Below are 24825 nucleotides of genomic sequence, written 5' to 3' on the forward strand. Positions count from 1 at the left end.
ACCCGCCCCCCGTGAGGCAGGCGGGTCATGGACCGCTCAGCCCTCGCGCAAAACCGTCAGCGGGCTGGCATTCAGCGCACGGCGCGTGCCGAACACCCCGGCACCGCCGATCAATGCGGCGCCGATCACAGGCAGCAGCAACAGCCAGGGGTGCGGTTGCCAGGCCAGGTCGAAGGCATAGCGGTACAGCACCCACGTCACCAACTCGGTACCCAGTGCCGCCAGCAAGCCGCTGACTGCGCCCAGCAAGCCAAACTCGATGCGCCGCGCCTTGACCAGCAGCTTGCGCTCCGCGCCCAGTGCCCGGAGCAGTGCACCTTGGCGAATACGCTCATCCAAGGTGGCTTGCAGGCCGGAGAACAGCACCGCCATCCCAGCGGCCAGCACAAACAACAACACGTACTCCACCGCCAGTGTCACTTGGGCGAGGATGCTGCGCAGTTGCTCCAGCAGCGCCTCGACCTGCAGGATGGTCACCGCCGGGAAGGCGCGGGACAGATCAACGATCTGCTGATCATGCCCTGGCGCGAGGTAGAAGCTGGTCAGGTAGGTGGCCGGCAGGTCCGTCAAGGTTCCCGGTTGGAAAATCATGAAGAAGTTCGGCTGGAAGTTATCCCAGTTGATGGTTCGCAGGCTGGCAACCCGCGCCTCACGGTTTTCCCCGGCGATGGTGAACACCAGGTGATCGTTCAACTTGAGCTTGAGGCTCTGCGCGACCTTGGCTTCTACCGAGACTCCGGGCATTCCATCGGGGGGTTGTTGCGACCACCATGAGCCTTCGGTCAGGGTATTGCCCGGCGGCAGGTCGGCGGCCCAGGTCAGGCTCAAGTCGCGTTGTACGGCGCGGTCACCGCTGGAGTCCTTGCTGACTATTTCCTGTACCGGCTCGCCATTGATACTGATCAACCGACCTGGCACGACCGGGTACAGCGGCGCGGATTGCGCCTGCACTTCCAGCAGGCGGGCACCAAAGGCGTCCTTATCGGCCGGCAGGATATTCAGGGCGAAATAGTTGGGGGCGTCCTTGGGCAGCTGGTTTTGCCAGGTGTCCAGCAATTCGCCACGCAGCAGGGCGATCAAGCCCATGGACAACAGGATCAGGCCGAACGCCAGGGACTGGCCCGCCGCCGCCAGCGGGTGGCGCAGCAATTGGCCCAGGCCCAGGCGCCACGGCAGGGACGCCCGGGCCAACAGGCGTCGCAGGCTCTGCAACAGCAGCAGAAGCAAGCCCCCCAGAACCAGCGCGGCGACCACGCCGCCGCCCAGCAGGGCGAAGGTCAGCACCAGGTCGAGGCTCAGGCGCCACATGATCAGGCCCAGGGCGAACAACGCGGCGCCGTAGACCATCCAGGTGCTGGACGGGATAGGCAGCAGGTCGCGCCTCAGCACTCGCAGCGGCGGTACGCGACCGAGGGCGGCCAACGGTGGCAGCGCGAATCCCGCGAGAGCAACCAGCCCGGTGCCGATCCCGGCAATGGCCGGCAACAGTCCACCAGGCGGAACATCCGCCGGCAACAGGTCGTGCAGGAAATAGAACAGGCCAAACTGTGCCAGCCAACCGAGCAGGGCGCCGGCCAGGCTCGCCAGCAACCCCAGTACGCTCAATTGCAGGCTGAACAGCAACATGGCCTCGAGTCGCGATAACCCAAGGCAACGTAGCAACGCACTGGCGTCGAAACGGCGGGTGGCAAAGCGGTTGGCCGACAGGGCCACGGCGACGCCGGCCAACAGCACGGCCACCAGGCTGGCCATGTTCAGGTAGCGCTCGGCTTTGCCCAGGGCGCCGCCGATCTGCTGGTTGCCGTCCCGTGAATCCTGAAGACGCTGGTTGGCAGCGAGCCCCGGCTTGATCAGGTCACGATAGGTTTGCAGCGCGGTGCTGGCCTGCGGGCCACGCCACAACTCGCGGTAGCTGACGCGACTGCCTGGCTGGACTACGCCGGTGGCGTCGAGGTCCGCCAGGTTGATCATCACCCTGGGCGTCAGGCTATAGAAGTTGCCGGCGCGATCCGGCTCGTAGGTCAGTACGCGTGCCAGGCGCAAGGTCTTCATACCCACATCGATAGTGTCGCCGACGTTCAGGTCCAGTGCCGTCAGCAGCCGCGACTCGACCCAGGCTTCACCGGGTTTCGGCCCGCCGCCCGGGGTTTCGTCCCCAAAGGGGGCTGCTGCGCTCTTGAGTTGACCGCGTAGCGGATACTGCTCGTTGACCGCCTTGATGCTGGAGAGCTGGATACCATTATCGGTGGCAATGACGCTGGAAAACTCAACCACACGGGCGTGATCCAGGCCCAGTTCGGTCCCGGATCTGATTTGTTCGGGGCGGGCCGGTGAGCTGCCTTCGAGTACCAGGTCGGCGCCGAGGAACTCCGTGGCGCGCAACAGCATGGCGCCGTTGAGGCGGGCGCCGAAATAACCGATGGCGGTGCTGGCGGCCACGGCCACCAACAGGGCGAAGAACAACACACGCAATTCGCCGGCGCGGGCATCACGCAGTAATTGGCGCAGGGCAAGGCTGAACAGGCGCAACAGCGGCAAACGTGCCATCAAGGCTCCAGGGGGGCGACCATCAGGCCGGCTTCAAGGCGGATCAGGCGTCGGCAACGATGAGCCAGGCGCTCGTCATGGGTAACCAGCACCAGGGTCGTGCCGCTTTCTTTATTGAGCTCGAACAGCAGGTCGCTGATGCGCTCGCCGGTGTGGCTGTCGAGGTTGCCGGTGGGCTCATCGGCAAACAGCACGTCCGGTTCGGCGGCAAAGGCGCGGGCAATCGCTACCCGTTGCTGTTCGCCCCCGGAAAGCTGGCGTGGGGAGTGGGTCAGGCGCTGGCCGAGGCCCACGCGCTCCAGCAGGTGTCTGGCGCGTTCGCGGGCGTCCTTGCGGCCATCCAGCTCCAGCGGCAGCATGACGTTCTCCAGCGCATTGAGGCTGTCGAGCAGTTGGAACGACTGGAACACAAAGCCCACGTGTTCGGCACGGATGCGCGCGCGCTGGTCTTCGTCGAGGGTGCTGAGCGCCTGGCCGGCGAGGGTGACTTCACCGCTGCTGGGCAGGTCGAGGCCGGCGAGCAGACCGAGGAGGGTGGATTTACCGGAACCGGAGCTGCCGACGATAGCCAGGCTATCGCCCTTGTTCAGTTCCAGGCTCAGTTCGTGCAGGATAGTCAGTTCACCTTCCGCGCTGGGAACCACTTTGCTGAGGTTCCGCGCGGTGAGAATGCTTGCGCCCATGGAGAATCCGATGCGAATGTGGTTTTTGAGTGCTGGCCTGGCCTTGATGTGCATGGCCCAGAACGCAGCGGCGGGTACAGTCCTGATCGTTGGCGATAGTATCAGTGCCGGTTTCGGCCTGGATACCAGCAAAGGGTGGGTCGCATTGCTGCAGCAACGGCTCAAGAAGGAAGGTTTCGACGATAAAGTGGTCAATGCCTCCATCAGCGGCGACACCAGTGCCGGAGGCCTCGCGCGCCTGCCGGCGGCGCTCGCAGCGCATAAGCCGGACGTGGTGGTGATCGAATTGGGTGGTAACGACGGCTTGCGCGGGCAGCCGCCGGCGCAATTGCAACAAAATCTTGCGTCGATGATCGAGCAGTCCCAGGCCAGCGGTGCGAAGGTACTGTTGCTGGGCATGCAGATTCCGCCCAATTACGGGAAGCGCTATGTCGATGCATTCGCCAAGGTATTCAATGACGTCGCAACGGCTAAAAAGGTGCCGTTGGTGCCATTTTTCCTGGAGGGTATCGGTGGCAACCCGGCGTTGATGCAGGCTGATGGACTGCACCCGGCTGTCGGCGCCCAGGGCAAATTGCTGGAAAATGTCTGGCCGACGCTAAAACCGCTGCTATGACGCTTTTCTACCGGCAGGCTTTCGGCTAAGGTGGCGCCCCCCTGATCTGGAGCCCCCGATGTCGCGTCCTGCCTGGTCCCTGTTTAACTACCAACTGATCGAGCCGGACGAGCAGCTGGATCTGTTCGCCTGCCAGGAAGTGCGGGTGCATCTGGTGACGCGTCAATTGGAACTGGGCGGCTCCATCGATCGCACCCTGTGCGGTACGTTATTGCCGGCGCAGCCGCGTTGGTCCCTGGTCGACCGTTCGATTTTCCAGGACCAGCGCCTGTGCCCTTTGTGCCGGGCGATCCTGGAGTCGCAGAAGCGTGGCACGCCGCCAATCTGGCCCGAGTTGCGTTTCGAGTTGTAGGGGGCAGCTAGAAGTCCGCTTCACGTATACAATCGATTTTTACCTACCCGTCGTTCTGCGAAGGATTTTCCGGATGTTGTCGCGCCTTTCCGTCGTCACCTGCTGCCTGTCTCTTGCTGCCTTGTGTGCGGCCGGTCCTGCCGCCGCCTTGCAGTTGCCCCTGCCGCCACCCGGCGAAGACATCGTCGGGCAGGTCCAGGTGATCAAGGCCAAGTACGAAGACACCTTTGCCGACCTGGGTACCACCTACGACCTGGGCTATTCGGAAATGGTCGCGGCCAATCCGGGCGTCGATGCCTGGTTGCCGGGGGCGGGGACCGAGATCGTCCTGCCGACACGCTTCATCCTGCCGCCGGGCCCCCGTGAGGGCATCGTGATCAACCTGGCGGAATACCGGCTCTACTACTTCCCCAAGGGGCAGGATGTGGTCTACACCTTCCCGCTTGGGATTGGCCGTGAAGGCTGGGGCTCGCCCATTGCGCACACCAGCATCATCGCCAAGACGCCGAACCCGACCTGGACGCCGCCGGCCTCGATCAAGGCCGAGCACGCCGCCAACGGCGACCCGTTGCCCAATGTGGTGCCGGCCGGCCCGGACAATCCCCTGGGGCCGTTCAAGTTCACCCTGGGGACGCCGGGTTACCTCATCCACGGTTCCAACATGAAGTTCGGCATCGGTACCCGTACCAGCCACGGTTGCTTCCGCATGTTCAACAACAACGTACTGGAAATGGCCGGCATGGTCCCGGTGGGGACGTCGGTGCGCATCATCAACGATGCCTACAAGTTCGGCAGCAGCGGCGGCAAGGTCTATCTCGAGGCGCATACGCCCTTGAACGACGATGGCACGCCGTCGGTGGTCGATAAGCACACAGCGGTGATCAATGCCTTGCTCAAGCGTGAAGACCTGGCCAATAACCTGCGGGTGAACTGGGATCAGGTGCGTGATGTCGTCGCGGCCGAAGATGGCCTGCCCACCGAGATCGGTGTGCCAGGTGGTGCACCGATAGCTTCCAGCGCGCCGATCGACCTGCAGCAATAAGCGTCCGGTCCGCTGCTGAGCCCGCCACGGCCTTGCGCTGTGGCGGGCTTTTTATTGCGCGGGGTTCTGGGCCGAATCGCAGGCAATAAAAAGCCGATCCAAGAATGGATCGGCTTGATAACAATCCCGAGGGATTATTACTTGCGGCTAGCTTTCTCAAGCATACGCAGAGCGCGCTCGTTAGCTTCGTCAGCAGTCTGTTGTGCTTTTTGGGCAGCAGCCAGAGCTTCATCAGCTTTACGGTAGGCTTCGTCTGCACGGGCCTGGGAGCGAGCTGCTGCGTCTTCAGTTGCAGTCAGACGAGCTTCGGTTTCTTTGGAGACGCTGCTGCAACCGGTAGCCAGAACTGCGGCCAGAGCCAGAGCAGAGAATTTCAGAACGTTGTTCATCGTGTTCCCCTTCAAGGACTTTCTATTAAATGGCTACTTTCTCAGAGTGAGCTAATAGCCGGCGTACATACTACCCATTACTTGTAGTAAGTAAACTGACGTAGCGCAAGAAGCAAAAAAAATTCTTGTGCCGAATCTATTTTGGCTAATCTTTTGGACATTCGTATAAAAACCGTACAGTTTTTTGCAGTCTGATGGAGATTGGATCCAGGCTGAGAAGGCCGGCCCGCATGTGTTAAGCCTTGTAAATAGATGAAATTTTATATATCGAGGCTGACACTTTCGTTTGGCTGGCCTTTACCACGCCCCGCATCTTTTGTGCATGTAGAGGTGACTTTAAGAGCGTCTGTTCGTCTCAAGGTTCAACTGCCGGCAATGTTCAGGCCTTCGATCACCGGTTGATCGAGGCCCTTTCTATATCCGCCAGCGGCAGGGATGACGGGCGCGCCTTGAGCAATTACAGGATTGGTGCCTACTATTCCCTACGTGCTGGTTGTGAGCGCTCAAGGTTTTCTCGTTGTCGAAACCGGCACGGGGTGGCGTAGATGTTCCTTCGCCGGAAAAACATCGGTAAGGTAGGGGTCAGAATCCAAGACCCGCGAGGAGTAGTGATGAGCGAGGCGTTGTCCATCCACCATGACCAGGCTGGTCATCAGTTCGAGACCAATGTGGACGGTCATCGTGCCTATCTGACCTATATGGACCTCGGGAAGCAGACCCTGGACATCTATCGGACCTTCGTGCCCAACGCACTGCGCGGCCGTGGCATTGCAGCTGCGTTGACCGAGGAAGCGTTGAAGTTTGCCGAAGAGCAAGGCTACACGGTGATCCCGTCATGCTCCTATGTCGAACGCTACATGGAGCGCCACCAGCGCCATGCCGCGAAGCTATAACGCACAACATAAAACGCAGCATGAAAAACGCCGGGCTCAGCCCGGCGTTTTTGTGTGCGCATCTTTCAAATACAGGTTCAGCTGCGTTTGCGTTTCGGCAATACGTCCTTGAGCTTGGCGTGCATGCTGCGCAGGGTGTTCTCGGTGGCGGGCCAGTCGATGCAGGCATCGGTGATCGACACGCCGTACTGCAAGTCGGCCAGGTCCTTTGGAATCGCCTGGCAGCCCCAGTTCAGGTGGCTCTCGACCATCAGGCCGATAATCGACTGGTTGCCTTCGAGGATCTGGTTGGCGACGTTTTCCATCACCAGCGGCTGCAGCGCCGGGTCCTTGTTGGAGTTGGCGTGGCTGCAGTCGACCATGATGTTCGGCTTGATCCTGGCCTTGTTCAGCGCCTGCTCGCAGAGCGCAACGCTGACCGAGTCATAGTTGGGCTTGCCATTGCCGCCGCGCAACACCACGTGACCGTAGGCATTGCCCTTGGTGGTGACGATGGAGACGCCGCCTTCCTGGTTGATACCCAGGAAACGGTGAGGACTGGAGACCGATTGCAGCGCGTTGATCGCCACGGTCAGGCCGCCGTCGGTGCCGTTCTTGAAGCCTACGGCCGAAGACAGGCCGGATGCCATTTCGCGGTGGGTCTGCGACTCGGTGGTGCGCGCGCCGATGGCCGACCAGCTGATCAGGTCCTGCAGGTACTGCGGGGAGATCGGGTCGAGGGCTTCGGTGGCGGTGGGCAGGCCCATTTCGGCCAGGTCCAGCAGCAATTTACGACCGATGTGCAAACCGTCCTGGATCTTGAACGAGTCGTCCAGGTACGGGTCGTTGATCAAGCCTTTCCAGCCCACGGTGGTACGCGGCTTCTCGAAATACACGCGCATCACCAGGTACAAGGTGTCGGACACTTCTGCCGCCAGCACTTTGAGGCGCTCGGCGTATTCGTGGGCAGCCTTGAGGTCGTGGATCGAGCAAGGCCCGATCACGACGAAGAGGCGGTGGTCGGTGCCATCGAGAATGTCACGGATGACTTCGCGGCCTTTGGTGACGGTCTGCAGGGCAGCGTCGCTCAGAGGGATTTCGCGCTTGAGCTGATCGGGTGTGATCAGGGTCTCGTTGGATTCGACGTTTAGGTCATTGATCGGTAAATCAGCCATCGTGTTACTCGCCAGGGTCACGGGTGCCGGCCGCCAGCCATCCCCGTGCGGCGGGCACAGCATGATTTGAATGCAGGGGGGAGGAACCTTAGCGCGTAACACGGGCCCGCGACAATGGGCAAAGCCCGCTTTAATCCAGCGCTGGCCGCACAAACGTCTCATGGGCGAACTCGCCGGCATGGCGCGCCACCCACTCACGGGCCAGGGCTTCGAGTTGCTGCGGGGTCGGCTCGGCATCTTCGTGCTGGCGGCAGTAGCGCTCTATCCGGCATGCTTGCTCACCCATTCGCGCACCGAACAACGCATGTTCATCGGTAAACGAAATGCCCACGCGGTAGCCGTTTTCCACCTTGCGACACCACGCCACATACCCCGGATATCGGGCCGTGGCGCCCAGGGAGGGAATGTGCAGGTCAACGGCCGTGCCCTGGCGCCATGCGCGGGGCCAATTGCAGGCAACGCCGCCCAGGCCGATAGTGTGCAGGCGTTGGCGGGGGATGGCGGGAGAGGGGCGTTGGATTAACTCGACAGCGACATCATCAGGGTGAGGTAAAAAACGACCCATGTACACGGACTCCGAGCACCGTCCAGTTGACGGCGGTGGCAGCAGTATAGTGAAGGAACTGGAATTGACCGACCTGGATATTGACCAGCAATTGTTGGGATTGCCAGGTATTTCGCTGGTGGTGTTCACCAGCGTGGGGTGTTCCAGTTGCCGTTGGGCACGCCAGCAGTTGCCGGGCTGGCGTTTGCCGGTGGACCGCGTGTGCTGGGTGGATGCCGGGCACAATGGCGGTGCGGTCGAACGCTACCAGATCTTTCATTTGCCGGCGTTGTTCGTGGTGTGCGAGGGTCAGTTCCTCGGGCAAATACAGACACGTATTACGCTTTCTGACCTGACCGAAACCATTGACCAAGCACTTAGCCGCACTCCGGAGGAACTGCCATGACAGTACAGTCGCCACGTATCGGCATTATCGGCACCGGCGCCATCGGTGGCTTCTATGGCGTGATGCTGGCACGCGCGGGCTTCGACGTGCACTTCCTGCTGCGCAGCGAATACGCGGCGGTCAGCGAGCACGGCCTGCGCGTCAATAGCAGTGTGCATGGCAACCTGCAACTGCGCCCGGTGCAGGCCTACGCCCATGCCGCGGACATGCCGCCGTGCGATTGGTTGCTGGTGGGCACCAAGTCCACCGGCAATGTCGAGCTGGCCCCGACCCTCGCCCAGGTCGCGGCGCCGGACGCCAAGGTGGTGTTGCTGCAAAACGGCCTGGATGTCGAAGACAGTCTGCGTGAACACCTGCCGCCATCCCTGCATCTACTGGGCGGGCTGTGCTACATCGGCGTACACCGCTCCGCGCCTGGCGTCGTCGAGCATCAGGCGTTGGGCCGGGTCAACCTGGGCTACCACAGCGGCACGGCCGCCAACGATGAGGCCCGCCAGAAGGCTATTGTCGAAGCCGGTGCCGCGTTGTTTCATAAGGCCGGCATCGAGTCCCAGGCCATGGCCAATGTGCATCAGGCCCGCTGGCACAAGCTGGTGTGGAACGTGCCTTACAATGGCCTCTCCGTACTGTTGGGAACGGGTACCACGGCAATGATGGCGGACGAATCCAGCCGCGAGCTGATCCAGGCGCTGATGGCCGAAGTGGTGCAGGGCGCCCATGCCTGCGGCCATGAAATCCCCGCCAGTTACGCCGAGCAGATGTTCGCCATGACGGAAACCATGGACGATTACCTGCCCAGCATGTACCACGACCATATACACAAACGCCCGCTGGAACTGGCGGCGATCTATGGGCGACCGCTTGCTGCCGCCAAGGCCGCGGGTTGCGAATTGCCACGAATGCAGGCGCTGTACCAGGCCTTGAGCTTTATTGATCGGCATAACCGCTGATTCGGGGGACGTACCATGGCAAAGGGATTGGGCGACAAACTGGTGCTGGCGATTTCCTCGCGGGCACTGTTCGACCTGAGCGACAGCCACAAGGTCTACCTGGCCCAAGGGGTGGAGGCCTACCGTAAATACCAGATCGAACACGAGGAAGAGATCCTCGAGCCCGGTGACGCCTTTCCGCTGGTCAAGAAGCTGCTGAGCCTCAATGCCAGCCTGGGCCGTGCTCGGGTCGAGGTGGTACTGGTATCGCGCAACAGTGCCGACACCGGCTTGCGCGTGTTCAATTCCATCCAGCATTACGGCCTGGATATTTCCCGCGCAGCCTTTGTCGGTGGGCGTAGTCCTTATCCCTATTTGGCGGCGTTTGGCTGTCACCTGTTTCTTTCCACCCATGCTGAAGATGTACGCAGTGCCCTCGATGCCGGCTTTGCCGCGGCGACGATTCTGTCGGGCGGTCCGCGCCGGGCGTCCAGCGAAGAGCTGCGGATTGCCTTTGACGGTGACGCGGTGCTGTTCTCCGATGAATCGGAGCGCGTGTACCAGGCCGGCGGGCTGGAGGCGTTCCAGGCCAGCGAGCGCGAGTCGGCACGCCAGCCTTTGCACGGTGGCCCCTTCAAGGGTTTCCTGGCGGCACTCAACTTGTTGCAGCGCGAGTTTCCAGACGAGGCCTGTCCGATCCGCACAGCCTTGGTCACCGCCCGTTCGGCGCCTTCCCACGAGCGGGTGATCCGGACCTTGCGTGAGTGGGACATCCGCCTGGATGAGTCACTGTTTCTCGGCGGCCTGGAGAAGTCCGCATTCCTGGAGGCGTTTGCCGCGGATGTGTTTTTCGATGACCAGGCCGGTCACTGCGAGAAAGCCAGGGAGGTGGTGGCCACCGGGCATGTGCCCCATGGCATCAGTAACGAGGTGAGGATTCAGGCCGAGACTTAGGGGCGCTGCTAAGCTCATTCAATCTCCTCCATCCTGGCCGTCCGGGAGGTTTTATGATTCGTTCGATGCTGTACGCCACGGACCTTGGTCTGTACGCGCCGTATGTGATGCAACATGCGCTGGCGCTGGCGCGGACGTTCAAGGCTGACCTGGATGTGATTCATGTGGTCGAGCCCATCGGGTTGTTCGCCGAATCGGTGTTGCAGAGCTACCTTGATGAGAAGGCCTTGAGTGAATGGCAGAGCCAGGGGCTGAGCACTGTCATGGCGACCATCGAGCAGCGGGTGCTGGACAGTTTTCGCGAAGAGTTGGGGGACGGGGGGCAAGACCTGGAACTGATTCGATCGGTACGGGTGATCCAGGGCGACCCGTGCGAAGTGATACTCGAGCAGTTGCGCAAACTGTCCGTAGACCTGTTGGTCGTCGGCAGCCACAGCCATGCCACGGCGGCCGCCACACCGCTTGGGCGTACCGCCGCACGGGTGCTGCAGTTGTCTAGCGTGCCGGTTTACCTGGTGCCTGCGTTACAGCGTCGACGCAGTGATGACGTGTGATGGGTAAAAAACGATAAAAAGTTCTAGATTTATCCGTCAAACCTTTAATATAGTTATATACCGTCGCTGATACCCGTGGCGTCTATCTGCTTTGAGGGACACATATGAAGCTTCAACAACTGCGCTACATCTGGGAAGTGGCGCACCACGACCTCAACGTTTCCGCTACCGCTCAAAGCCTTTACACCTCCCAACCCGGTATCAGCAAGCAGATCCGCCTGCTCGAAGACGAGCTGGGCGTCGAAGTGTTCGCGCGCAGCGGCAAGCACCTCACCCGTGTCACCCAGGCCGGTGAACGCATCATCACTACCGCCGGCGAGATCCTGCGCAAAGTCGAGAGCATCAAGCAGATCGCCCAGGAATTCTCCAACGAGAAGAAAGGCACCTTGTCGATTGCCACGACCCACACCCAGGCGCGTTACGCATTGCCGCCGGTGATCCGCGATTTCATCAAGCAATACCCGGACGTGGCGCTGCACATGCATCAAGGCTCGCCGATGCAGATCGCCGAGATGGCCGCCGATGGCACCGTCGACTTTGCCATCGCCACCGAAGCCCTGGAGCTGTTCGGTGACCTGGTGATGATGCCGTGCTACCGCTGGAACCGTTGCGTCGTCGTGCCCCAGGGCCACCCATTGGCCAAGTTGCCGAAGCTGACCCTGGAAGCCCTGGCCGAATACCCGATCGTCACCTACGTCTTCGGTTTCACCGGCCGCTCCAAGCTCGACGAAGCCTTCAGCCATCGTGGCCTCACGCCGAAAGTGGTGTTCACCGCCGCCGACGCCGACGTCATCAAGACCTATGTGCGCCTGGGCCTGGGCGTGGGCATCGTCGCCAAGATGGCCGTCGATACCAACCTCGATAAAGACCTGGTGGTGCTGGATGCCAGCGAGCTGTTTGAGTCCAGTGTGACCAAGATCGGCTTCCGCCGTGGCACCTTCCTGCGGGGCTTCATGTGCGACTTTATCGAGAAGTTCGCCCCGCACCTGACCCGCGAAGTCATGGCCAAGGCGATCCAGTGCCACAACAAGCAGGAACTGGAAGAGCTGTTCGACGGCGTGGAATTGCCCGTCCATTAAGGGGGTTATTTGGCCTCGGTAACCGTAAAGTGTTGCCGGGCGCCTGCCACCAGAATCTCCACCTCATCACCTTCGTACTTGCCCAGCAGGCTTTTGCCCAAGGGTGAACGCGGGGTGATGACGGTCACCGGTTGCCCGACCACGTCCACCTTCAAACCCGCCGCATCCGGTGCCAGGAACAGCCACTGCTGGCGGCCGTTCTCGTCTTCCAGGCCCAGCAATGTGCCGACTTCTATGCCACGTTGATCATCGTACGCACGCAGTGGCAGGTTCTGGCACAGCGCCAGCGCCTGCTTGATTTCCTCGACGCGCCTGGCTTGCCCGGCTGCCAGGTAAGACGCCTCCAGCCCGAGGGTGTCGTATTTGTTTTCGGCGATATTTTCTTCGTGGGTCGCGGTTTCGTAGGCGGTCTGCGCGGCGCGCTGGGCGATGTCGAGGTCGACCGTGAGTTTTTCCAGGATCAGCTGGTGAACGGCGTATTTATTCATGGTCATCAATCGCAGAATTGCAGGACATTGGCCCGGGTCTTTTCATTCGGTGCGTTCTGGTCCTGCTGCAGCCAGAACTGGCATTTTGGGTTGGACAGGTTGCGTGCGTTATTGCGGGCCTGGTCCAGGGCCTGCTGTTGTTCCTGCTTCTGCAGGTTCTGTTGGTACTGCTCGAACATACGGTTCGGCGGCTCCGGCGCAACCGCTGCAGGTTTGCCCAGTTGCTGAACGGCCTGGGCTACAGGCGCCAGGCTCTGCGGGAACAGATAGCGCGACGCCAGCCAACTGGTCAGCGCAATGGCGATAAATCCCAGCCACAGCCCCAGGGCAATGGCGAGCGTGAGCTTGGGCAGCGACATAGGCGCGCTAGAGGACATGATGAGCTCCTTGAAGGACAACGTAGGTACCGTCTTATCCACCCCCACGCAAATCCGGGGGTGTTGATGGCGATTGTCGCACAGCCACTGTGCAGAATAATCGCGATCAAGCCTTCTGCATTGGCGCATTTATGCGGACAATCGAGCCTTTGAGCGTTGGAGCGCGGAATGAAAGCCCGCTGGGATATTTTTTGCAGCGTCGTCGATAACTATGGCGACATCGGCGTGACCTGGCGCCTGGCCCGGCAATTGGTGGCGGAGCAGGGCTGCGAGGTGCGCTTGTGGGTCGACGACCTGCGCGCCTTCGAGCGTATGTGTCCGGAGATTGATGTGCGCCTGGACCAGCAATGGCAAGAGGGTGTCGATGTGCGCCATTGGCCGGCCGTGTGGTCGAGCGCACCGGCAGCCGATGTGGTGATCGCCGCCTTCGCCTGCCAGTTGCCGCCTGACTACATGGAAGCCATGGCCGCGCGTGAACGCACGCCGTTGTGGATGAACCTGGATTACCTCAGTGCCGAAGACTGGGTAGTGGGGTGCCATCGGTTGCCGTCGGTGAAGTTCAAGGGTGTGCAGAAGTACTTCTTTTTTCCGGGTTTCCGACCCGGCACCGGGGGGCTGTTACGCGAGGCAGGGTTGCTGGAGCAGCGTCAGGCGTTTCAGCAGGATGCCGCTGCGCAGCGGCAATTCCTGCAAGCCTTGGGTGTGTTTCCGGCAGCTGGTGCGCGGCTGATCTCGTTGTTCGCCTACGAAAACGCCGGGCTGGCCAGTTGGCTGGATGCACTTTCGACCGACGGGCACACCACTCATCTCTTGGTGCCGGAAGGGCGCATCCTCGGTGATGTACAGCATTGGCTCGGTGTCGAAGGCCTGGCGGTGGGGGACGTCCATCAACGCAACGCCCTGACCGTGCAGGTGCTGCCGTTTGTGCGCCAGGAGCAATATGACCGCCTGCTGTGGTGTTGCGACTTCAACGCCGTGCGCGGCGAAGACTCGTTCGTGCGCGCCCAATGGGCCGGGCGGCCGCTGCTGTGGCACATCTATCGCCAGGACGAAGACATCCACCTGGACAAGCTCGACGCCTTCCTGGACCTGTACACCGCCGCGCTGTCACCGGCCGCAAAGGCTGCCCTGGTCGAGCTCTGGCAAGCCTGGAACACTGATGGCGATATGGCACAAGCGTGGAAAATGCTGCTGGCGCACTGGCCTGAGTTAAGCCAGCACGCGCAGACGTGGTGTCTGGAACAAGGCTTGCAGGCCGATCTTGCGACGGCGCTGGTACAGTTTTATGAAAGTTGGATATGATACGCGACCTTGATTTTTGTAATCCCATCCAAATTTCGGATATACGCAATGAAAACTGGTAAAGAACTGAAACCCGGTACAGTGATCCGTCTCGAAAACGACCCTTGGCTGGTTCAGAAAGCTGAGTTCACCAAGTCTGGTCGTAACAGCGCAATCATGAAGACCAAGCTGAAGAACCTGCTGACCGGTTACAAGACCGAGATCGTCTACAGCGCCGATGACAAACTGGACGACGTGATCCTCGACCGCAAGGAAGCGACCCTGTCCTTCATCAGCGGCGACACCTACACGTTCATGGACACCACCGACTACACCATGTACGAGCTGAACGCTGAAGATATCGAAGCTGTTCTGCCGTTCATCGAAGAAGGCATGGAAGACGTCTGCGAAGCTATTTTCTTCGAAGAGCGCCTGGTTTCCGTAGAGCTGCCGACCACTATCGTGCGTAAGGTTGCCTACACCGAAGGTTCCGCTCGCGGTGACACTTCGGGCAAAGTAATGAAGCCTGCCAAGCTGAGCAACGGTACCGAACTGCAAGTAGCCGATTTCATCGAAATCGACGACCTGATCGAGATCGACACCCGCGAAGGTGGTTCGTACAAAGGTCGCGCCAAGAAGTAATTCTGGCCCCGCCGATACGAAAAAAGCCCGACCTAGCGTCGGGCTTTTTCGTGGGCGCTGCTTTTTTACTTCAGGTGTTGCTTGAGCTCGTCGGATGCCTGCAGCAAGGCCGAACGCACCGCTGGTACCTGGCTGACCACATTGAGCAAGCCGTAGTCGTGGATCATGCCGTTGTAGCGCACGGCCGTCACTGGAACCCCGGCCTGGTCCAGCTTGCGCGCATAGGCTTCGCCTTCGTCACGCAACACGTCGGCACCGGCGGTCTGAATCAGCGCGGGCGGCAAGCCCTTGAGCTGATCCGCGGTCGCCCGCAGCGGCGAGGCGTAGATCTCGGCGCGCTGATTGGCGTCGGTGGTGTAGTTGTCCCAGAACCACTTCATCATGTTCCTGGTGAGGAAGTGCCCTTCGGCGTACTGGTTGTAGGACGCCGTCTCGAAATTGGCATCGGTCACCGGCCATAACAGCAGTTGGAACTTGATCGCAGGTGTGCCCTTGTCCTTGGCCATCAGGCTGACGACGGCTGCCATATTGCCGCCGACACTATTACCCGCGACCGCCAGGCGTTTGCCGTCGACGTTGATGTCCTTGCCATGCTCGGCGACCCACTTGGTTGCGCCGTAGGCTTGGTTGATCGCCACCGGATAGCGGGCTTCCGGTGAAGGCGTGTAGTTGACGAAGACCGCCACGGCCCCCGAACCCACCACCAGATCGCGCACCAGGCGCTCGTGAGTCGGGTAGTCCCCCAGCACCCAGCCGCCGCCGTGGAAGAACATGAACACCGGCAATGTGCCCTTGACCCCGGCTGGCCGCACGATGGTCAGGTCCAGCGGCTGGCCATCGACCTGAATGGTCTTCTGGCTCACGTCCGCCTTGGGCAGGGTCAACTTCACACCGGCCTGGGCACCCGTCAGTACGGCACGGGCTTGTGTGGGTGTCAGTTGTTCCATCGGTTTGCCAGTGCCGGCGTTCAACACATCCAGGAAGGCCTGGGTACTGTGTTCAACGTCGCCATTGGCGGCAAACGCGTGAGTGACGGACAGGGCGAGCAGGCTGCCGGTCAGCACGTTGGCAAATGTGTTCATGTTCTTCTCCAGTGACAGCGGCAGTGGTTAGACGGTTACGTGCAGGCGCACATCGACGTTGCCACGGGTGGCGTTGGAGTACGGGCAGACTTGGTGCGCAGCGTCGACCAGGCTTTGCGCATCGTCCTCGGCCAGGCCTGGCAGGCTGACGTGCAGGTCGATATCCAGGCCGAAACCGCCAGGGATCTGGCCGATGCCGACGTGGGCAGTGATCGAGGCATCATCCGGGATTTTGCGTTTGGTCTGGCTGGCGACGAATTTCAGGGCGCCGATAAAGCAGGCCGAGTAACCGGCGGCAAACAGTTGTTCCGGGTTGGTGGCCTGGCCGCCGGCGCCGCCCAATTCCTTGGGGGTGGAGAGTTTGACGTCGAGGATATTGTCGCTGGAAACAGCGCGACCATCACGGCCGCCGGTGGCGGTGGCTACTGCGGTATAGAGCGTTTGCATGGTGTCGTCCTCTTGGTTTTTAGCGCTAAAATTTTGCGCGCTAAGTAGTTGGTGAGTTAAATGTATAGCGCTAATGTTTAGTGCGCAAGATAAATGTATAAATATTTTTCAGTCGCTGCAAACCAATGTGGGGCTTGCTCCCGATAGCGGTGTTTCAGTCAAAAGATTCGTCGACTGATAAACCGTCATCGGGAGCAAGTCTCCTCCCACAGGTTGAGTGTTTTGCCGTGTTCAGATCGCGTTCTGCAGGTTGCCCCGCAACGCAAGCAAGTCAGCCTGCAGCTTGCGCAATTGGTCCAGCTCCAAACCGCTGGCGCCGAGAATGCACTGTGGAATACCCATGGCCTTTTCCTGCAAGGCGCGCCCGGCGCCGGTCAGTTCCACCACCACCACGCGCTCATCTTCACGGCTGCGGGTGCGGCTGAGCAGGCCTTCGGCTTCCAGGCGCTTGAGCAGTGGTGTCAGGGAGCCCGGGTCGGTCAGCAGGCGGCTGCTGATTTCTCCGACGGTCAAACCATCTTCTTCCCACAGCACCATCATGGCCAGATACTGCGGGTAGGTCAGGTCGAGGGCTTGCAGCAGCGGTTTGTAGACCTTGGTCATCAGCAGCGACGTGGAGTGCAGGGCGAAACACAGTTGGTTGTCCAGCAACAGGGATTCGCACGGGGCGGGATTTTTGCTCATGGTGGTGCCTCAAAAAAGCGTGTCTGCCTGGAATCTAGCGGGCAAATCTTTAATGCGCCAGATAATTTTGTGCGGGTGGTCAGACCAGTCCGCTTTGCAGGGCCAGATCCCAAGGCGGCACGGGGCTGAATCGGGACTTGAGGTATTCCAGCAGCAACCGGCTGCGCGCATTGGGCTGCTGTTCCAGGCGCAGTGCATAGATCCCGGTGGTCTCCGGGTTGGGCAGGCCGTCTTGGCAAAACAGCGGCAGTAACTCGCCGCGCACCAGGTACTCACTGGCCAGCCAGGTGGGGAGGTGGGCGATCCCCAGCCCGGCGAGGGCGCCCGATAACAACGCTTCAGCGTTGTTGGCGCTCATGCGGATGCGCCGCGGGCGATGCGTTGCACGTCGCCCGTCCAACTCGAAGCGCCACGCGAACATCGGCGCCAGGCCGTCCCAGTCCAGGCCGTCATGCTCGCTCAATTCGCGAGGGTGGGCCGGGGTGCCACGGCTTTTCAGGTAGGCCGGACTGGCGCAGGCGATGCGCACGATACTGGCCAGGGGCGTGGCGATCAGCCGTGTATCGACGATATGCCCGGCGCGCAGCACCAGGTCGACCTTGCCCAGATGCGCGCCCTGCATATCGACAAAGCTGTCGATCAGATGCAGGTGCACATCCAGCCCCGGGTACACATTCAGAAAGTCGGCGATCACGGGTGCCAGATGCCGTCGACCAAACGCTGCCGGTGCGTCCACGCGGATCAAGCCTTCGGGGGCATGGCTCAAGGAGACCGCTTCCGCCCGCGCCAGTTGCAGCTCGCTGACAATCCGTCGTGCCCGCTCGGCGAAGGCCAGGCCCGCCGGGGTCGGCACCACCGCGTGAGTGCTGCGCTGGAACAGGCGGCTGCCCACGGAGCTTTCCAGGCTGTCGATGCGCCGCGCCACCGCCGAAGGGGTCAGCGGATGGCGACGGGCTGCGGCAGAAAAGCTGCCGGTTTCCAGTACATCGAGAAACAGGCTCAGTTGATCGGTCAGCGTGTTGGGATTCATCGATGCGCGCTTATGCGAGATTGGCACAGCCATTGTGCGTTGCTGTGCGTTTCCGCGCCAGGGTCGACTGCGTAGCATGCAGGGCCTGGGAATGTGGAGTAGCGAGCGGTGTTGGATTTAGCGGTTTACCTGGTATTGGGCGTGGCCCTCGGCACGGTCGGTGGCCTGTTTGGTATTGGCGGTGGGCTGATTGCGATCCCGGTCCTCGGCGTATGGTTCGGCCTGGACCAACAACTTGCCCAAGGCACGGCGCTGGTGATGGTGGTGCCCAACGTGATGCTCGCCCTGTGGCGTTACCACCAGCGCAATCGCATCGAACTGCGCCACGCCCTGCCGTTGGGCATCATGGGCTTCAGCTTTGCCTGGCTCGGCTCGATCTGGGCCGTGGGGCTGGACGCAGGCGCCATGCGCATCGGCTTTATCGTGTTCCTGCTGACGCTTTCGGCTTACAACCTGCTGCGCATGTTCACGCGAAATGCACCGCCGACGGCACACATGCGTTATGCCTGGCCCTGGCTTGGCGTGTTGGGCGCGGCGTCCGGTTCCATGGGCGGTTTGTTTGGGGTGGGCGGCGCGGTGGTGGCCACGCCGGTACTGACCAGTGTGTTCGGCACCACCCAGGTGGTCGCCCAGGGCTTGTCCCTGGCCTTGGCCCTGCCCAGTACCGGGGTGACCCTGGTCACCTATGCCTGGCACCACGAAGTGGACTGGCTGATCGGCATCCCCCTGGCCGTCGGTGGCCTGCTCAGTATCAGTTGGGGCGTGAAAGTCGCCCACGCCCTGCCGGAAAGGCTGTTGCGCGGCCTGTTCTGCGGCTTCCTGGTGCTGTGTGCGGTAATGCTGACCTTTAAAGTCTGAAGCCTTCGAGGATGTACTCGGCCAGGCAATCGGTGATCGGTGAGGCCATCAGGGGGTTACGCAGCAAACGCAGGTTCATTGACGGCAAGGGCGGTAACCCTTCCTCGCTGCCGAGTATGCGCAGGTCTGCAGTCACCAGGCTTTCCATGCTGACCATGGCCGCCAAGCCCGCGCTGACGACTGCCTGGATCGCCGCCCCATTGGTGCTGTGATAGGCAAGGCGATAACTGCGCTCGACCGAATCCAGTGCCCCAAGGGCCCACTGGGTATAAAGGCAGTCAGCACCGGAAATCGCCAGGGGCAGGGCGTCGTGCTCGTCTACGCAAAAGCACGGTGCTGCGGCCCATACCATGCGTTCGGAACGCAACAGCTCCCCGACATCATTCCCGGGCTCTCGGCTGATCACGGTCAGGGCCAGGTCCCGGCGCTGCATCAGCACCGTGGACGCCTCGCAGTGCATCTCAATCTGGATCAGCGGGTATGCCTTGGAAAACCGCTGGAGAATCCCCGGCAGGAAGCGCATCACGTAGTCATCCGGTGTACCGATGCGTACCAGCCCCACCATATGCGGCTCGCGCAGGGTGTTGAAGACTTCGCTGTGCAATTTCAAGATACGCCGCGCATAGCCCAGCAGCACTTGGCCCTCGGGGGTAAGCCGCACTTGCCGGCCATCGCGCTCGAACAGTTTGCGCTGCAGCACGTCTTCTTCCAGGCGCTTCATCTGCATGCTCACCGCCGATTGGGTGCGGTTGACCCGTTCACCGGCGCGGGTGAAACCGCCTTGGTCGGCGATGGCGACGAAAGTGCGCAGTACCTCAGTGTCGATGCTCGGGTAGCCGGACAATTGATCAATCTCCGAGATGTATTGCATAAGAAACATTCGTTGGATTGATCTTAAGGCCAGGCACACACTCGCGTCATCCCCATTGGAGGGCGAGAAGATGAAAGGTCAAAGAGGCTTTGTGTTGATGGCAAAACGTCCGTTTTCCGGGCTGTTTCACAGGATTGCCCGTTGGCAGGCGCTGCATGGGGAGCGTCAGGTCCTGGCCAGCTTGAGCGATGATGCGCTCAAGGACATCGGGCTCAATCGCGGCGACGTTGAGCAGGATCGCCATCTGCATTTCTGGCAAGACCCGCTGCGAAAATGACGCCGGATGCAGTAGGGTGGTTGGCGAGCCCACATGGAGAACCTCATGGCCGCCGACCTGTCTTTTTCCCTCAAGCAAGCTCGGCGCATGGCGCTGGCGGCCCAGGGATTTTCCGGGCGCCAGGCGCCCGTACTGATAAAAGCTGCTCACATCAACCGCGTGATCGAGCGCTTGGGCGTGTTGCAGATTGACTCGGTCAATGCGCTGGTGCGCTCTCATTACTTGCCGCTGTTTTCCCGCCTGGGCGGTTACTCGCCGTTGATGCTTGAACAGGCGGCCTGGAGCCAGGGCCGGCGGCGTTCGCTGTTTGAGTACTGGGGGCACGAGGCCTCGTTGCTGCCGATGGCGCTATATCCCTTGATGCGTTGGCGTATGGAGCGAGCGCAGCAGGGGCGGGGCATCTATTCGCAGATGGCGCGCTTCGGTCGTGAGCAACAGGCCACGATCCAGCGCGTTTTGCAGACTGTCGAACAGCAGGGCGCGCTGGGCGCGGGCAGTTTGTCGACCCGCGAAGAGCGAGCCGGTCCCTGGTGGGACTGGAGCGATGAAAAGCATGCGCTTGAATGGCTGTTCGCCGCCGGCCTGGTTACCGTTGCCGGCAGGCGTGGCTTCGAGCGGCTCTATGACTTGCCCGAGCGCGTCATCCCTGGCGATATCCTCCAGCAGGCGCCGTTGACCGAGGCCGAGGCCCAGCGTGGCCTGTTGCTGCACAGCGCCACCGCCTTAGGTGTAGGCACCGAAAAAGACCTGCGCGACTACTTCCGTCTTGACCCCGCCGACAGTCGCAGTCGCCTGGCGGAATTGGTCGAGGACGGGCAATTGCAGGTGTGCCAGGTGCAAGGCTGGAAGCAGGCAGCCTACTGCCTGCCCGAGCCCAAAATGCCACGCAAGGTGTCGGCCAGCGCACTGCTGTCGCCCTTCGACTCGCTGGTCTGGGAGCGCAGCCGCACCGAGCGCCTGTTCGATTTCCGCTACCGCCTGGAGATCTACACCCCGCAACACAAGCGGGTGTACGGCTACTACGTGCTGCCGTTTTTGCACAACGAGCGGATCGCTGCACGTATCGACCTGCGGGCCGAACGCGCCAACGGGCGCCTGGCCGTGCATGGGGTGCACGAAGAGGAGTCGGGGCTGGATGATGAGGGGATGCAGGCGCTGGCCCTGAACCTGCGGCAAATGGCCGACTGGCTGGGGCTGGAACATATCCAGCTCAATTGCCAGCGGCCGAGTGCCGACCGGTTGCGGGCTGCGATGATCAGCGTTTGACCTGCTTCAATGTCTCGGCAATCAGGAATGCCAACTCCAGCGACTGATCAGCGTTCATCCGCGGGTCGCAATGGGTGTGATAGCGGTCCGACAAGCCATCTTCGGTGATCGGCCGTGCGCCGCCGATGCACTCGGTGACGTTCTGCCCGGTCATTTCGATATGAATCCCGCCGGCATAGGTGCCCTCGGCCTGGTGCACCTGGAAGAACTCCTTGACCTCGCCGAGGATCTGCGCAAAGTCGCGGGTCTTGTAGCCGCTGCTGGCCTTGATGGTGTTGCCGTGCATCGGGTCGGAGCTCCACAGCACCTGCTTGCCTTCGCGCTGCACCGCGCGAATCAGCTTGGGCAGGTGGTCGCCGACTTTGCCTGCACCCATGCGCGCGATCAGGTTGAGGCGGCCGGGGTCGTTGTCGGGGTTGAGGAGGTCGATCAGGCGGATCAGGTCGTCCGGGTTCATGCTCGGGCCGACCTTCACGCCGATCGGGTTGTTCACCCCGCGCAGGAATTCGACATGGGCGCCATCCAACTGACGGGTGCGGTCGCCGATCCACAGCATGTGGGCCGAGCAGTCGTAGTAGTCGTTGGTCAGGCTGTCGCGGCGCACGAAGGCTTGTTCGTAGTTGAGCAGCAGCGCTTCATGGGCGGTGAAGAAGCTGGTTTCGCGCAACTGCGGCGAGCTGTCCATGCCGCAGGCGCGCATGAAGGCCAGGGTTTCGTCGATGCGGTCGGCCAACTGGCTGTATTTTTCCGCCAGGGCGGAGTTGGCGATAAAGTCCAGGTTCCACTTGTGCACCTGGTGCAGGTCGGCAAAACCGCCCTGGGCAAAGGCGCGCAGCAGGTTGAGGGTGGCGGTGGACTGGTGGTAGGACTGCAGCAGGCGGTCCGGGTCCGGCACGCGGCTTTTTTCGTCGAAACCAATGCCGTTGACGATGTCGCCACGGTAGGCGGGCAGGGTGATGCCGTCGAGGGTCTCATCGTTGGCCGAGCGCGGTTTGGCGAACTGGCCGGCCATGCGCCCGACTTTCACCACCGGGCAGCCGGCGGCGAAGGTCATCACGATGGCCATCTGCAGCAGCACCTTGAAGGTGTCGCGGATTTTTGCGGCGGAGAACTCGGCAAAGCTCTCGGCGCAGTCGCCACCTTGCAGCAGGAACGCGCGACCCTGGGTCACCTCGGCAAACTGACGGCGCAACTCGCGGGCTTCCCCGGCAAACACCAGCGGCGGATAGCTGGCCAGGCTCTGCTCCACTTGCAACAAGTGCGCAGCGTCCGGGTACTGGGGTTGTTGCTGGATTGGCAGGGCGCGCCAGCTGTCGGGGCTCCAGGGTTGGCTCATCATGAACTCGATTGGGTGGTTGACGGTCGGGCGCCAATGTTATCAGCAATTAGTGCGTGACCTGTTGCCGCCGGTTGGCCGACAATCGCGCCTTTGCCGTGGGGTAGACCCTTTAGGAGTAGTGATGAGCGAGGAGCGTGTCGAGCGCCTGCTGGCCGAAGTCCATGATGATTTCGGCATGATTCGTGTACTCGAGGTGGCCGATTACCGGTTTCTCGAGTTTGGCGACGCCATCGAGCAAAGCTGCGTGTTCACCGCTGACCCGAGCTGGCTGGAGTACGACTACACCCGCGCGATGCTGATCGGCGCGTTGTGCCATGAGCAGCCGGAGAGCGCACTGTTCCTCGGCCTGGGAGCTGGCACCTTGACCCAGGCGTGCCTCAAGTTCCTGCCGCTGGAGGATGTCGAAGCCATCGAGCTGCGCCCCGATGTGCCGCGCCTGGCCATCGAATACCTGGGGCTGGATGATGATCCGCGCCTGTATATCCGCATCGGCGACGCCTTGGAATTGTTGGAGAGCGCTGAATCGGCGGACCTGATTTTCGTCGACCTCTACACGGATGTCGGTCCCGGCGTCGGACACCTGGCCTGGACCTTCCTGGAAAACTGCCAGAAGAAACTCAACCCCGGCGGTTGGCTGGTGATCAACCAGTGGGCGACCGATGATGGCAAACCTTTGGGCGCGGCGTTGCTGCGTGGTTTGTACCACCGGCATTATTGGGAACTGCCGGTGAAGGAGGGCAATGTGATCCTGTTGGTGCCTTCGGAGCTGGACCAGGCGCTGGATCTGGATGCGCTTTCTACTCGGGCTGAGTTGTTGGCGCCGCGTCTGGGTTATTCGTTGCAGCCGTTGATCAAGGCGATTCGTCCTGCTACATAAGCTAGATGCCCTTGAACACCCCCGGCCGCTTCTCGACCATCGCCCGCACGCCTTCCTTGGCATCCTCGCTGTTCAGCAATTTATCCACCATCGGCGGCAGCGCGGCGGCGGCAACGGTTTCGCCTTCCATGTGTGCCAGGCGGGCCGACATCAAGGTGGCCTGGACGCCAAGCGGGGCCTGGCGCGCGATGCGGCTGGCGAGTTCGATGGCTCGGGGCAGCAGGTCTTCACTGGCCATGACTTCCTGCACCAGGCCCAGGCGCAGGGCTTCATGGGCGTCGAATTCATCGCCGGTGAGCAGCCAGCGCATGGCGTTGCCCCAGCCGGCGATCTGATGAAAGCGCAATGTCGCGCCTCCAAACGGAAAAATCCCACGTTGCACTTCCATCTGCGCAAAGCGGGTATTGCTCGCGCACAGGTTGATATCCGCCGCGAGCATCAACTCGATACCGATGGTCAGGCAATAGCCCTGGGCCGCGACGATCACCGGCTTGCTGACCCTGGGGCCGGCGAAAACGCCCCAGGGATCGCAACCGCCCAGGGGCGGTTGCCAGCCTCCAGCCATCACAGCGCTGACATTGGCCAGGTCCAGGCCCGCGGTGAAGTGGTCGCCGTGGGCAAATACTACGGCCACCCGTGCTTCGTCATTTCGATCAAATTCGCCATAAGCCAGGCTCAGTTCATTGAGCAAGTCCAGGTCAAAGGCGTTGCGCTTGGCGACCCGATCCAGGCCCAACAGCAGGACATGGCCCTGGAGTTCACGGCTGACGCGGCTGCTGCTGGCTTGATTCATCGGGTGTTCCCTCGGGCGCAATGAAGGGTTTCAGACCAAAGGGTCTCGATGCAAGGTGAACCGTTTAAGCGTTATGACCAGCAGGGCCGGGCCTTTGAAAAATAGACCCTGCCGCGCTTATCTGCAAAGACTGTGATGCAGCGCGGTTTATCGGCGCCTGGCGATAAAAAAAGCTCCCTTTTTCAGGTATTTCCGGTATAGTGCGCGCCGGCCTTTAACCGGGCCGCGTTTAGGTAGCGCAATTCCCCGAAGTCAGCTTCGGCTGCACGTCCGCACAGCGGACTCTCCCTTGACGAATCTTTTTCATTCATTCGTTTTCGCAAATCCCCGCCGACAAAGCAGCCAGGGCGACTCTTGAGTCTCAACACGGC

Annotated in this window: 29 protein-coding genes; 15 read left to right on the forward strand and 14 right to left on the reverse strand. The window is 61.5% G+C overall.

Features of this window, described 5'->3' with window-relative positions:
• Nucleotides 1-36 precede the first annotated feature (36 nt).
• Both BLW22_RS05855 and BLW22_RS05860 read right to left on the reverse strand, forming a co-directional pair.
• The gene (locus tag BLW22_RS05855) at nt 37-2547 is read right to left on the reverse strand and encodes an ABC transporter permease (protein WP_065924427.1); all 2511 of its coding nucleotides are present in this window, start codon (nt 2545-2547) and stop codon (nt 37-39) included.
• Nucleotides 2547-3230: an ABC transporter ATP-binding protein gene (locus BLW22_RS05860; protein WP_005786391.1), complete on the reverse strand. Its 684-nt coding sequence runs from the start codon at nt 3228-3230 to the stop codon at nt 2547-2549. Before BLW22_RS05860 ends, BLW22_RS05855 begins: the two co-directional genes overlap by 1 nt.
• A 10-nt stretch (nt 3231-3240) precedes the next feature.
• Here BLW22_RS05860 and BLW22_RS05865 point away from each other — a divergent pair, with 10 nt between their 5' ends.
• The 3 genes from BLW22_RS05865 (at nt 3241) to BLW22_RS05875 (ending at nt 5240) form a co-directional block, all read left to right on the forward strand.
• The gene (locus tag BLW22_RS05865) at nt 3241-3846 is read left to right on the forward strand and encodes an arylesterase (RefSeq protein WP_027606974.1); all 606 of its coding nucleotides are present in this window, start codon (nt 3241-3243) and stop codon (nt 3844-3846) included.
• A 58-nt stretch (nt 3847-3904) separates the two neighbouring features.
• Nucleotides 3905-4198, forward strand: a complete 294-nt coding sequence (locus tag BLW22_RS05870; protein ID WP_003172705.1) for a hypothetical protein — start codon at nt 3905-3907, stop codon at nt 4196-4198.
• 73 nt (nt 4199-4271) lie between these two features.
• On the forward strand, nt 4272-5240 hold the full coding sequence (locus BLW22_RS05875; RefSeq protein WP_065924428.1) for a L,D-transpeptidase family protein: 969 nt from the start codon (nt 4272-4274) through the stop codon (nt 5238-5240).
• A 137-nt stretch (nt 5241-5377) separates the two neighbouring features.
• On the opposite strand, the gene oprI is transcribed toward BLW22_RS05875, so the two are convergent.
• On the reverse strand, nt 5378-5629 hold the full coding sequence (oprI, locus tag BLW22_RS05880) for an outer membrane lipoprotei OprI (RefSeq protein ID WP_003172710.1): 252 nt from the start codon (nt 5627-5629) through the stop codon (nt 5378-5380).
• 611 nt (nt 5630-6240) lie between these two features.
• Here oprI and BLW22_RS05885 point away from each other — a divergent pair.
• Nucleotides 6241-6522 (forward strand): GNAT family N-acetyltransferase, encoded by a 282-nt coding sequence (locus BLW22_RS05885; protein WP_027606976.1) that lies wholly within the window; start codon nt 6241-6243, stop codon nt 6520-6522.
• A gap of 77 nt (nt 6523-6599) precedes the next feature.
• On the opposite strand, the gene BLW22_RS05890 is transcribed toward BLW22_RS05885, so the two are convergent.
• Complete coding sequence (locus BLW22_RS05890) at nt 6600-7676, reverse strand: 3-deoxy-7-phosphoheptulonate synthase (protein WP_065947244.1); 1077 nt, start codon at nt 7674-7676, stop codon at nt 6600-6602.
• Between the two features lie 130 nt (nt 7677-7806).
• A complete protein-coding gene (locus BLW22_RS05895; RefSeq protein WP_065924429.1) occupies nt 7807-8241 on the reverse strand; it encodes a PilZ domain-containing protein in 435 nt (144 codons plus the stop codon).
• Here BLW22_RS05895 and BLW22_RS05900 point away from each other — a divergent pair.
• The 5 genes from BLW22_RS05900 (at nt 8240) to cysB (ending at nt 12142) form a co-directional block, all read left to right on the forward strand.
• Nucleotides 8240-8626 carry a thioredoxin family protein gene (locus BLW22_RS05900; protein ID WP_074844645.1) on the forward strand — a complete coding sequence of 129 codons (387 nt, stop codon included), beginning with the start codon at nt 8240-8242 and terminating at the stop codon, nt 8624-8626. The genes BLW22_RS05895 and BLW22_RS05900 overlap by 2 nt on opposite strands.
• Nucleotides 8623-9576, forward strand: coding sequence for a putative 2-dehydropantoate 2-reductase (locus BLW22_RS05905; RefSeq protein ID WP_074844648.1), 954 nt, complete (start codon nt 8623-8625; stop codon nt 9574-9576). Before BLW22_RS05900 ends, BLW22_RS05905 begins: the two co-directional genes overlap by 4 nt.
• A gap of 15 nt (nt 9577-9591) precedes the next feature.
• Nucleotides 9592-10509 (forward strand): 5'-nucleotidase, encoded by a 918-nt coding sequence (locus BLW22_RS05910; protein WP_027606981.1) that lies wholly within the window; start codon nt 9592-9594, stop codon nt 10507-10509.
• A 53-nt stretch (nt 10510-10562) separates the two neighbouring features.
• Nucleotides 10563-11063, forward strand: coding sequence for a universal stress protein (locus BLW22_RS05915; RefSeq protein WP_065924431.1), 501 nt, complete (start codon nt 10563-10565; stop codon nt 11061-11063).
• Nucleotides 11064-11167: 104 nt separating this feature from the next.
• A complete protein-coding gene (cysB, locus tag BLW22_RS05920; RefSeq protein WP_074844651.1) occupies nt 11168-12142 on the forward strand; it encodes an HTH-type transcriptional regulator CysB in 975 nt (324 codons plus the stop codon).
• A gap of 5 nt (nt 12143-12147) precedes the next feature.
• Here cysB and BLW22_RS05925 read toward each other — a convergent pair whose 3' ends face one another.
• Both BLW22_RS05925 and BLW22_RS05930 read right to left on the reverse strand, forming a co-directional pair.
• A complete protein-coding gene (locus tag BLW22_RS05925; RefSeq protein ID WP_065947295.1) occupies nt 12148-12630 on the reverse strand; it encodes a GreA/GreB family elongation factor in 483 nt (160 codons plus the stop codon).
• 5 nt (nt 12631-12635) lie between these two features.
• Entirely contained in the window at nt 12636-13007 is a 372-nt protein-coding gene (locus BLW22_RS05930) for a hypothetical protein (RefSeq protein ID WP_074844654.1), read from the reverse strand.
• A 168-nt stretch (nt 13008-13175) separates the two neighbouring features.
• Here BLW22_RS05930 and earP point away from each other — a divergent pair, with 168 nt between their 5' ends.
• The gene (gene earP / locus BLW22_RS05935; protein ID WP_065924433.1) at nt 13176-14309 is read left to right on the forward strand and encodes an elongation factor P maturation arginine rhamnosyltransferase EarP; all 1134 of its coding nucleotides are present in this window, start codon (nt 13176-13178) and stop codon (nt 14307-14309) included.
• Between the two features lie 48 nt (nt 14310-14357).
• Nucleotides 14358-14930, forward strand: a complete 573-nt coding sequence (locus BLW22_RS05940) for an elongation factor P (RefSeq protein ID WP_003172723.1) — start codon at nt 14358-14360, stop codon at nt 14928-14930.
• 65 nt (nt 14931-14995) lie between these two features.
• Here BLW22_RS05940 and BLW22_RS05945 read toward each other — a convergent pair whose 3' ends face one another.
• From BLW22_RS05945 to BLW22_RS05960, 4 genes are all read right to left on the reverse strand, one after another.
• On the reverse strand, nt 14996-16012 hold the full coding sequence (locus tag BLW22_RS05945; RefSeq protein WP_074844657.1) for an alpha/beta hydrolase: 1017 nt from the start codon (nt 16010-16012) through the stop codon (nt 14996-14998).
• Between the two features lie 27 nt (nt 16013-16039).
• Entirely contained in the window at nt 16040-16459 is a 420-nt protein-coding gene (locus BLW22_RS05950; protein WP_027606987.1) for an organic hydroperoxide resistance protein, read from the reverse strand.
• 231 nt (nt 16460-16690) lie between these two features.
• Nucleotides 16691-17143 carry a MarR family winged helix-turn-helix transcriptional regulator gene (locus tag BLW22_RS05955; RefSeq protein WP_074844660.1) on the reverse strand — a complete coding sequence of 151 codons (453 nt, stop codon included), beginning with the start codon at nt 17141-17143 and terminating at the stop codon, nt 16691-16693.
• A 79-nt stretch (nt 17144-17222) separates the two neighbouring features.
• Nucleotides 17223-18173, reverse strand: coding sequence for a LysR family transcriptional regulator (locus BLW22_RS05960; RefSeq protein WP_065924436.1), 951 nt, complete (start codon nt 18171-18173; stop codon nt 17223-17225).
• Nucleotides 18174-18281: 108 nt separating this feature from the next.
• Between BLW22_RS05960 and BLW22_RS05965 the strand changes: the two genes are divergently transcribed.
• Nucleotides 18282-19031, forward strand: a complete 750-nt coding sequence (locus tag BLW22_RS05965) for a sulfite exporter TauE/SafE family protein (protein ID WP_074844663.1) — start codon at nt 18282-18284, stop codon at nt 19029-19031.
• On the opposite strand, the gene BLW22_RS05970 is transcribed toward BLW22_RS05965, so the two are convergent.
• Nucleotides 19021-19902: a LysR family transcriptional regulator gene (locus tag BLW22_RS05970; RefSeq protein ID WP_065924438.1), complete on the reverse strand. Its 882-nt coding sequence runs from the start codon at nt 19900-19902 to the stop codon at nt 19021-19023. The genes BLW22_RS05965 and BLW22_RS05970 overlap by 11 nt on opposite strands.
• Nucleotides 19903-19972: 70 nt before the next feature.
• Here BLW22_RS05970 and BLW22_RS05975 point away from each other — a divergent pair, with 70 nt between their 5' ends.
• Both BLW22_RS05975 and BLW22_RS05980 read left to right on the forward strand, forming a co-directional pair.
• The gene (locus tag BLW22_RS05975; protein WP_065924439.1) at nt 19973-20179 is read left to right on the forward strand and encodes a DUF1127 domain-containing protein; all 207 of its coding nucleotides are present in this window, start codon (nt 19973-19975) and stop codon (nt 20177-20179) included.
• A gap of 45 nt (nt 20180-20224) precedes the next feature.
• The gene (locus BLW22_RS05980) at nt 20225-21445 is read left to right on the forward strand and encodes a winged helix-turn-helix domain-containing protein (RefSeq protein ID WP_074844666.1); all 1221 of its coding nucleotides are present in this window, start codon (nt 20225-20227) and stop codon (nt 21443-21445) included.
• On the opposite strand, the gene BLW22_RS05985 is transcribed toward BLW22_RS05980, so the two are convergent.
• Nucleotides 21435-22781: a class II 3-deoxy-7-phosphoheptulonate synthase gene (locus BLW22_RS05985; RefSeq protein ID WP_065947249.1), complete on the reverse strand. Its 1347-nt coding sequence runs from the start codon at nt 22779-22781 to the stop codon at nt 21435-21437. The two genes, BLW22_RS05980 and BLW22_RS05985, sit on opposite strands and share 11 nt — an antisense overlap.
• A gap of 124 nt (nt 22782-22905) precedes the next feature.
• Between BLW22_RS05985 and BLW22_RS05990 the strand changes: the two genes are divergently transcribed.
• Nucleotides 22906-23661 carry a spermidine synthase gene (locus BLW22_RS05990; protein ID WP_065939972.1) on the forward strand — a complete coding sequence of 252 codons (756 nt, stop codon included), beginning with the start codon at nt 22906-22908 and terminating at the stop codon, nt 23659-23661.
• Nucleotide 23662: 1 nt separating this feature from the next.
• Here the strand turns inward: BLW22_RS05990 and BLW22_RS05995 are convergent, their stop codons facing one another.
• Nucleotides 23663-24454, reverse strand: a complete 792-nt coding sequence (locus tag BLW22_RS05995; protein WP_065924442.1) for a crotonase/enoyl-CoA hydratase family protein — start codon at nt 24452-24454, stop codon at nt 23663-23665.
• Nucleotides 24455-24825 lie beyond the last annotated feature (371 nt).

The sequence above is a fragment of the Pseudomonas marginalis genome, from assembly GCF_900105325.1.
Taxonomy (GTDB): domain Bacteria; phylum Pseudomonadota; class Gammaproteobacteria; order Pseudomonadales; family Pseudomonadaceae; genus Aquipseudomonas; species Aquipseudomonas marginalis.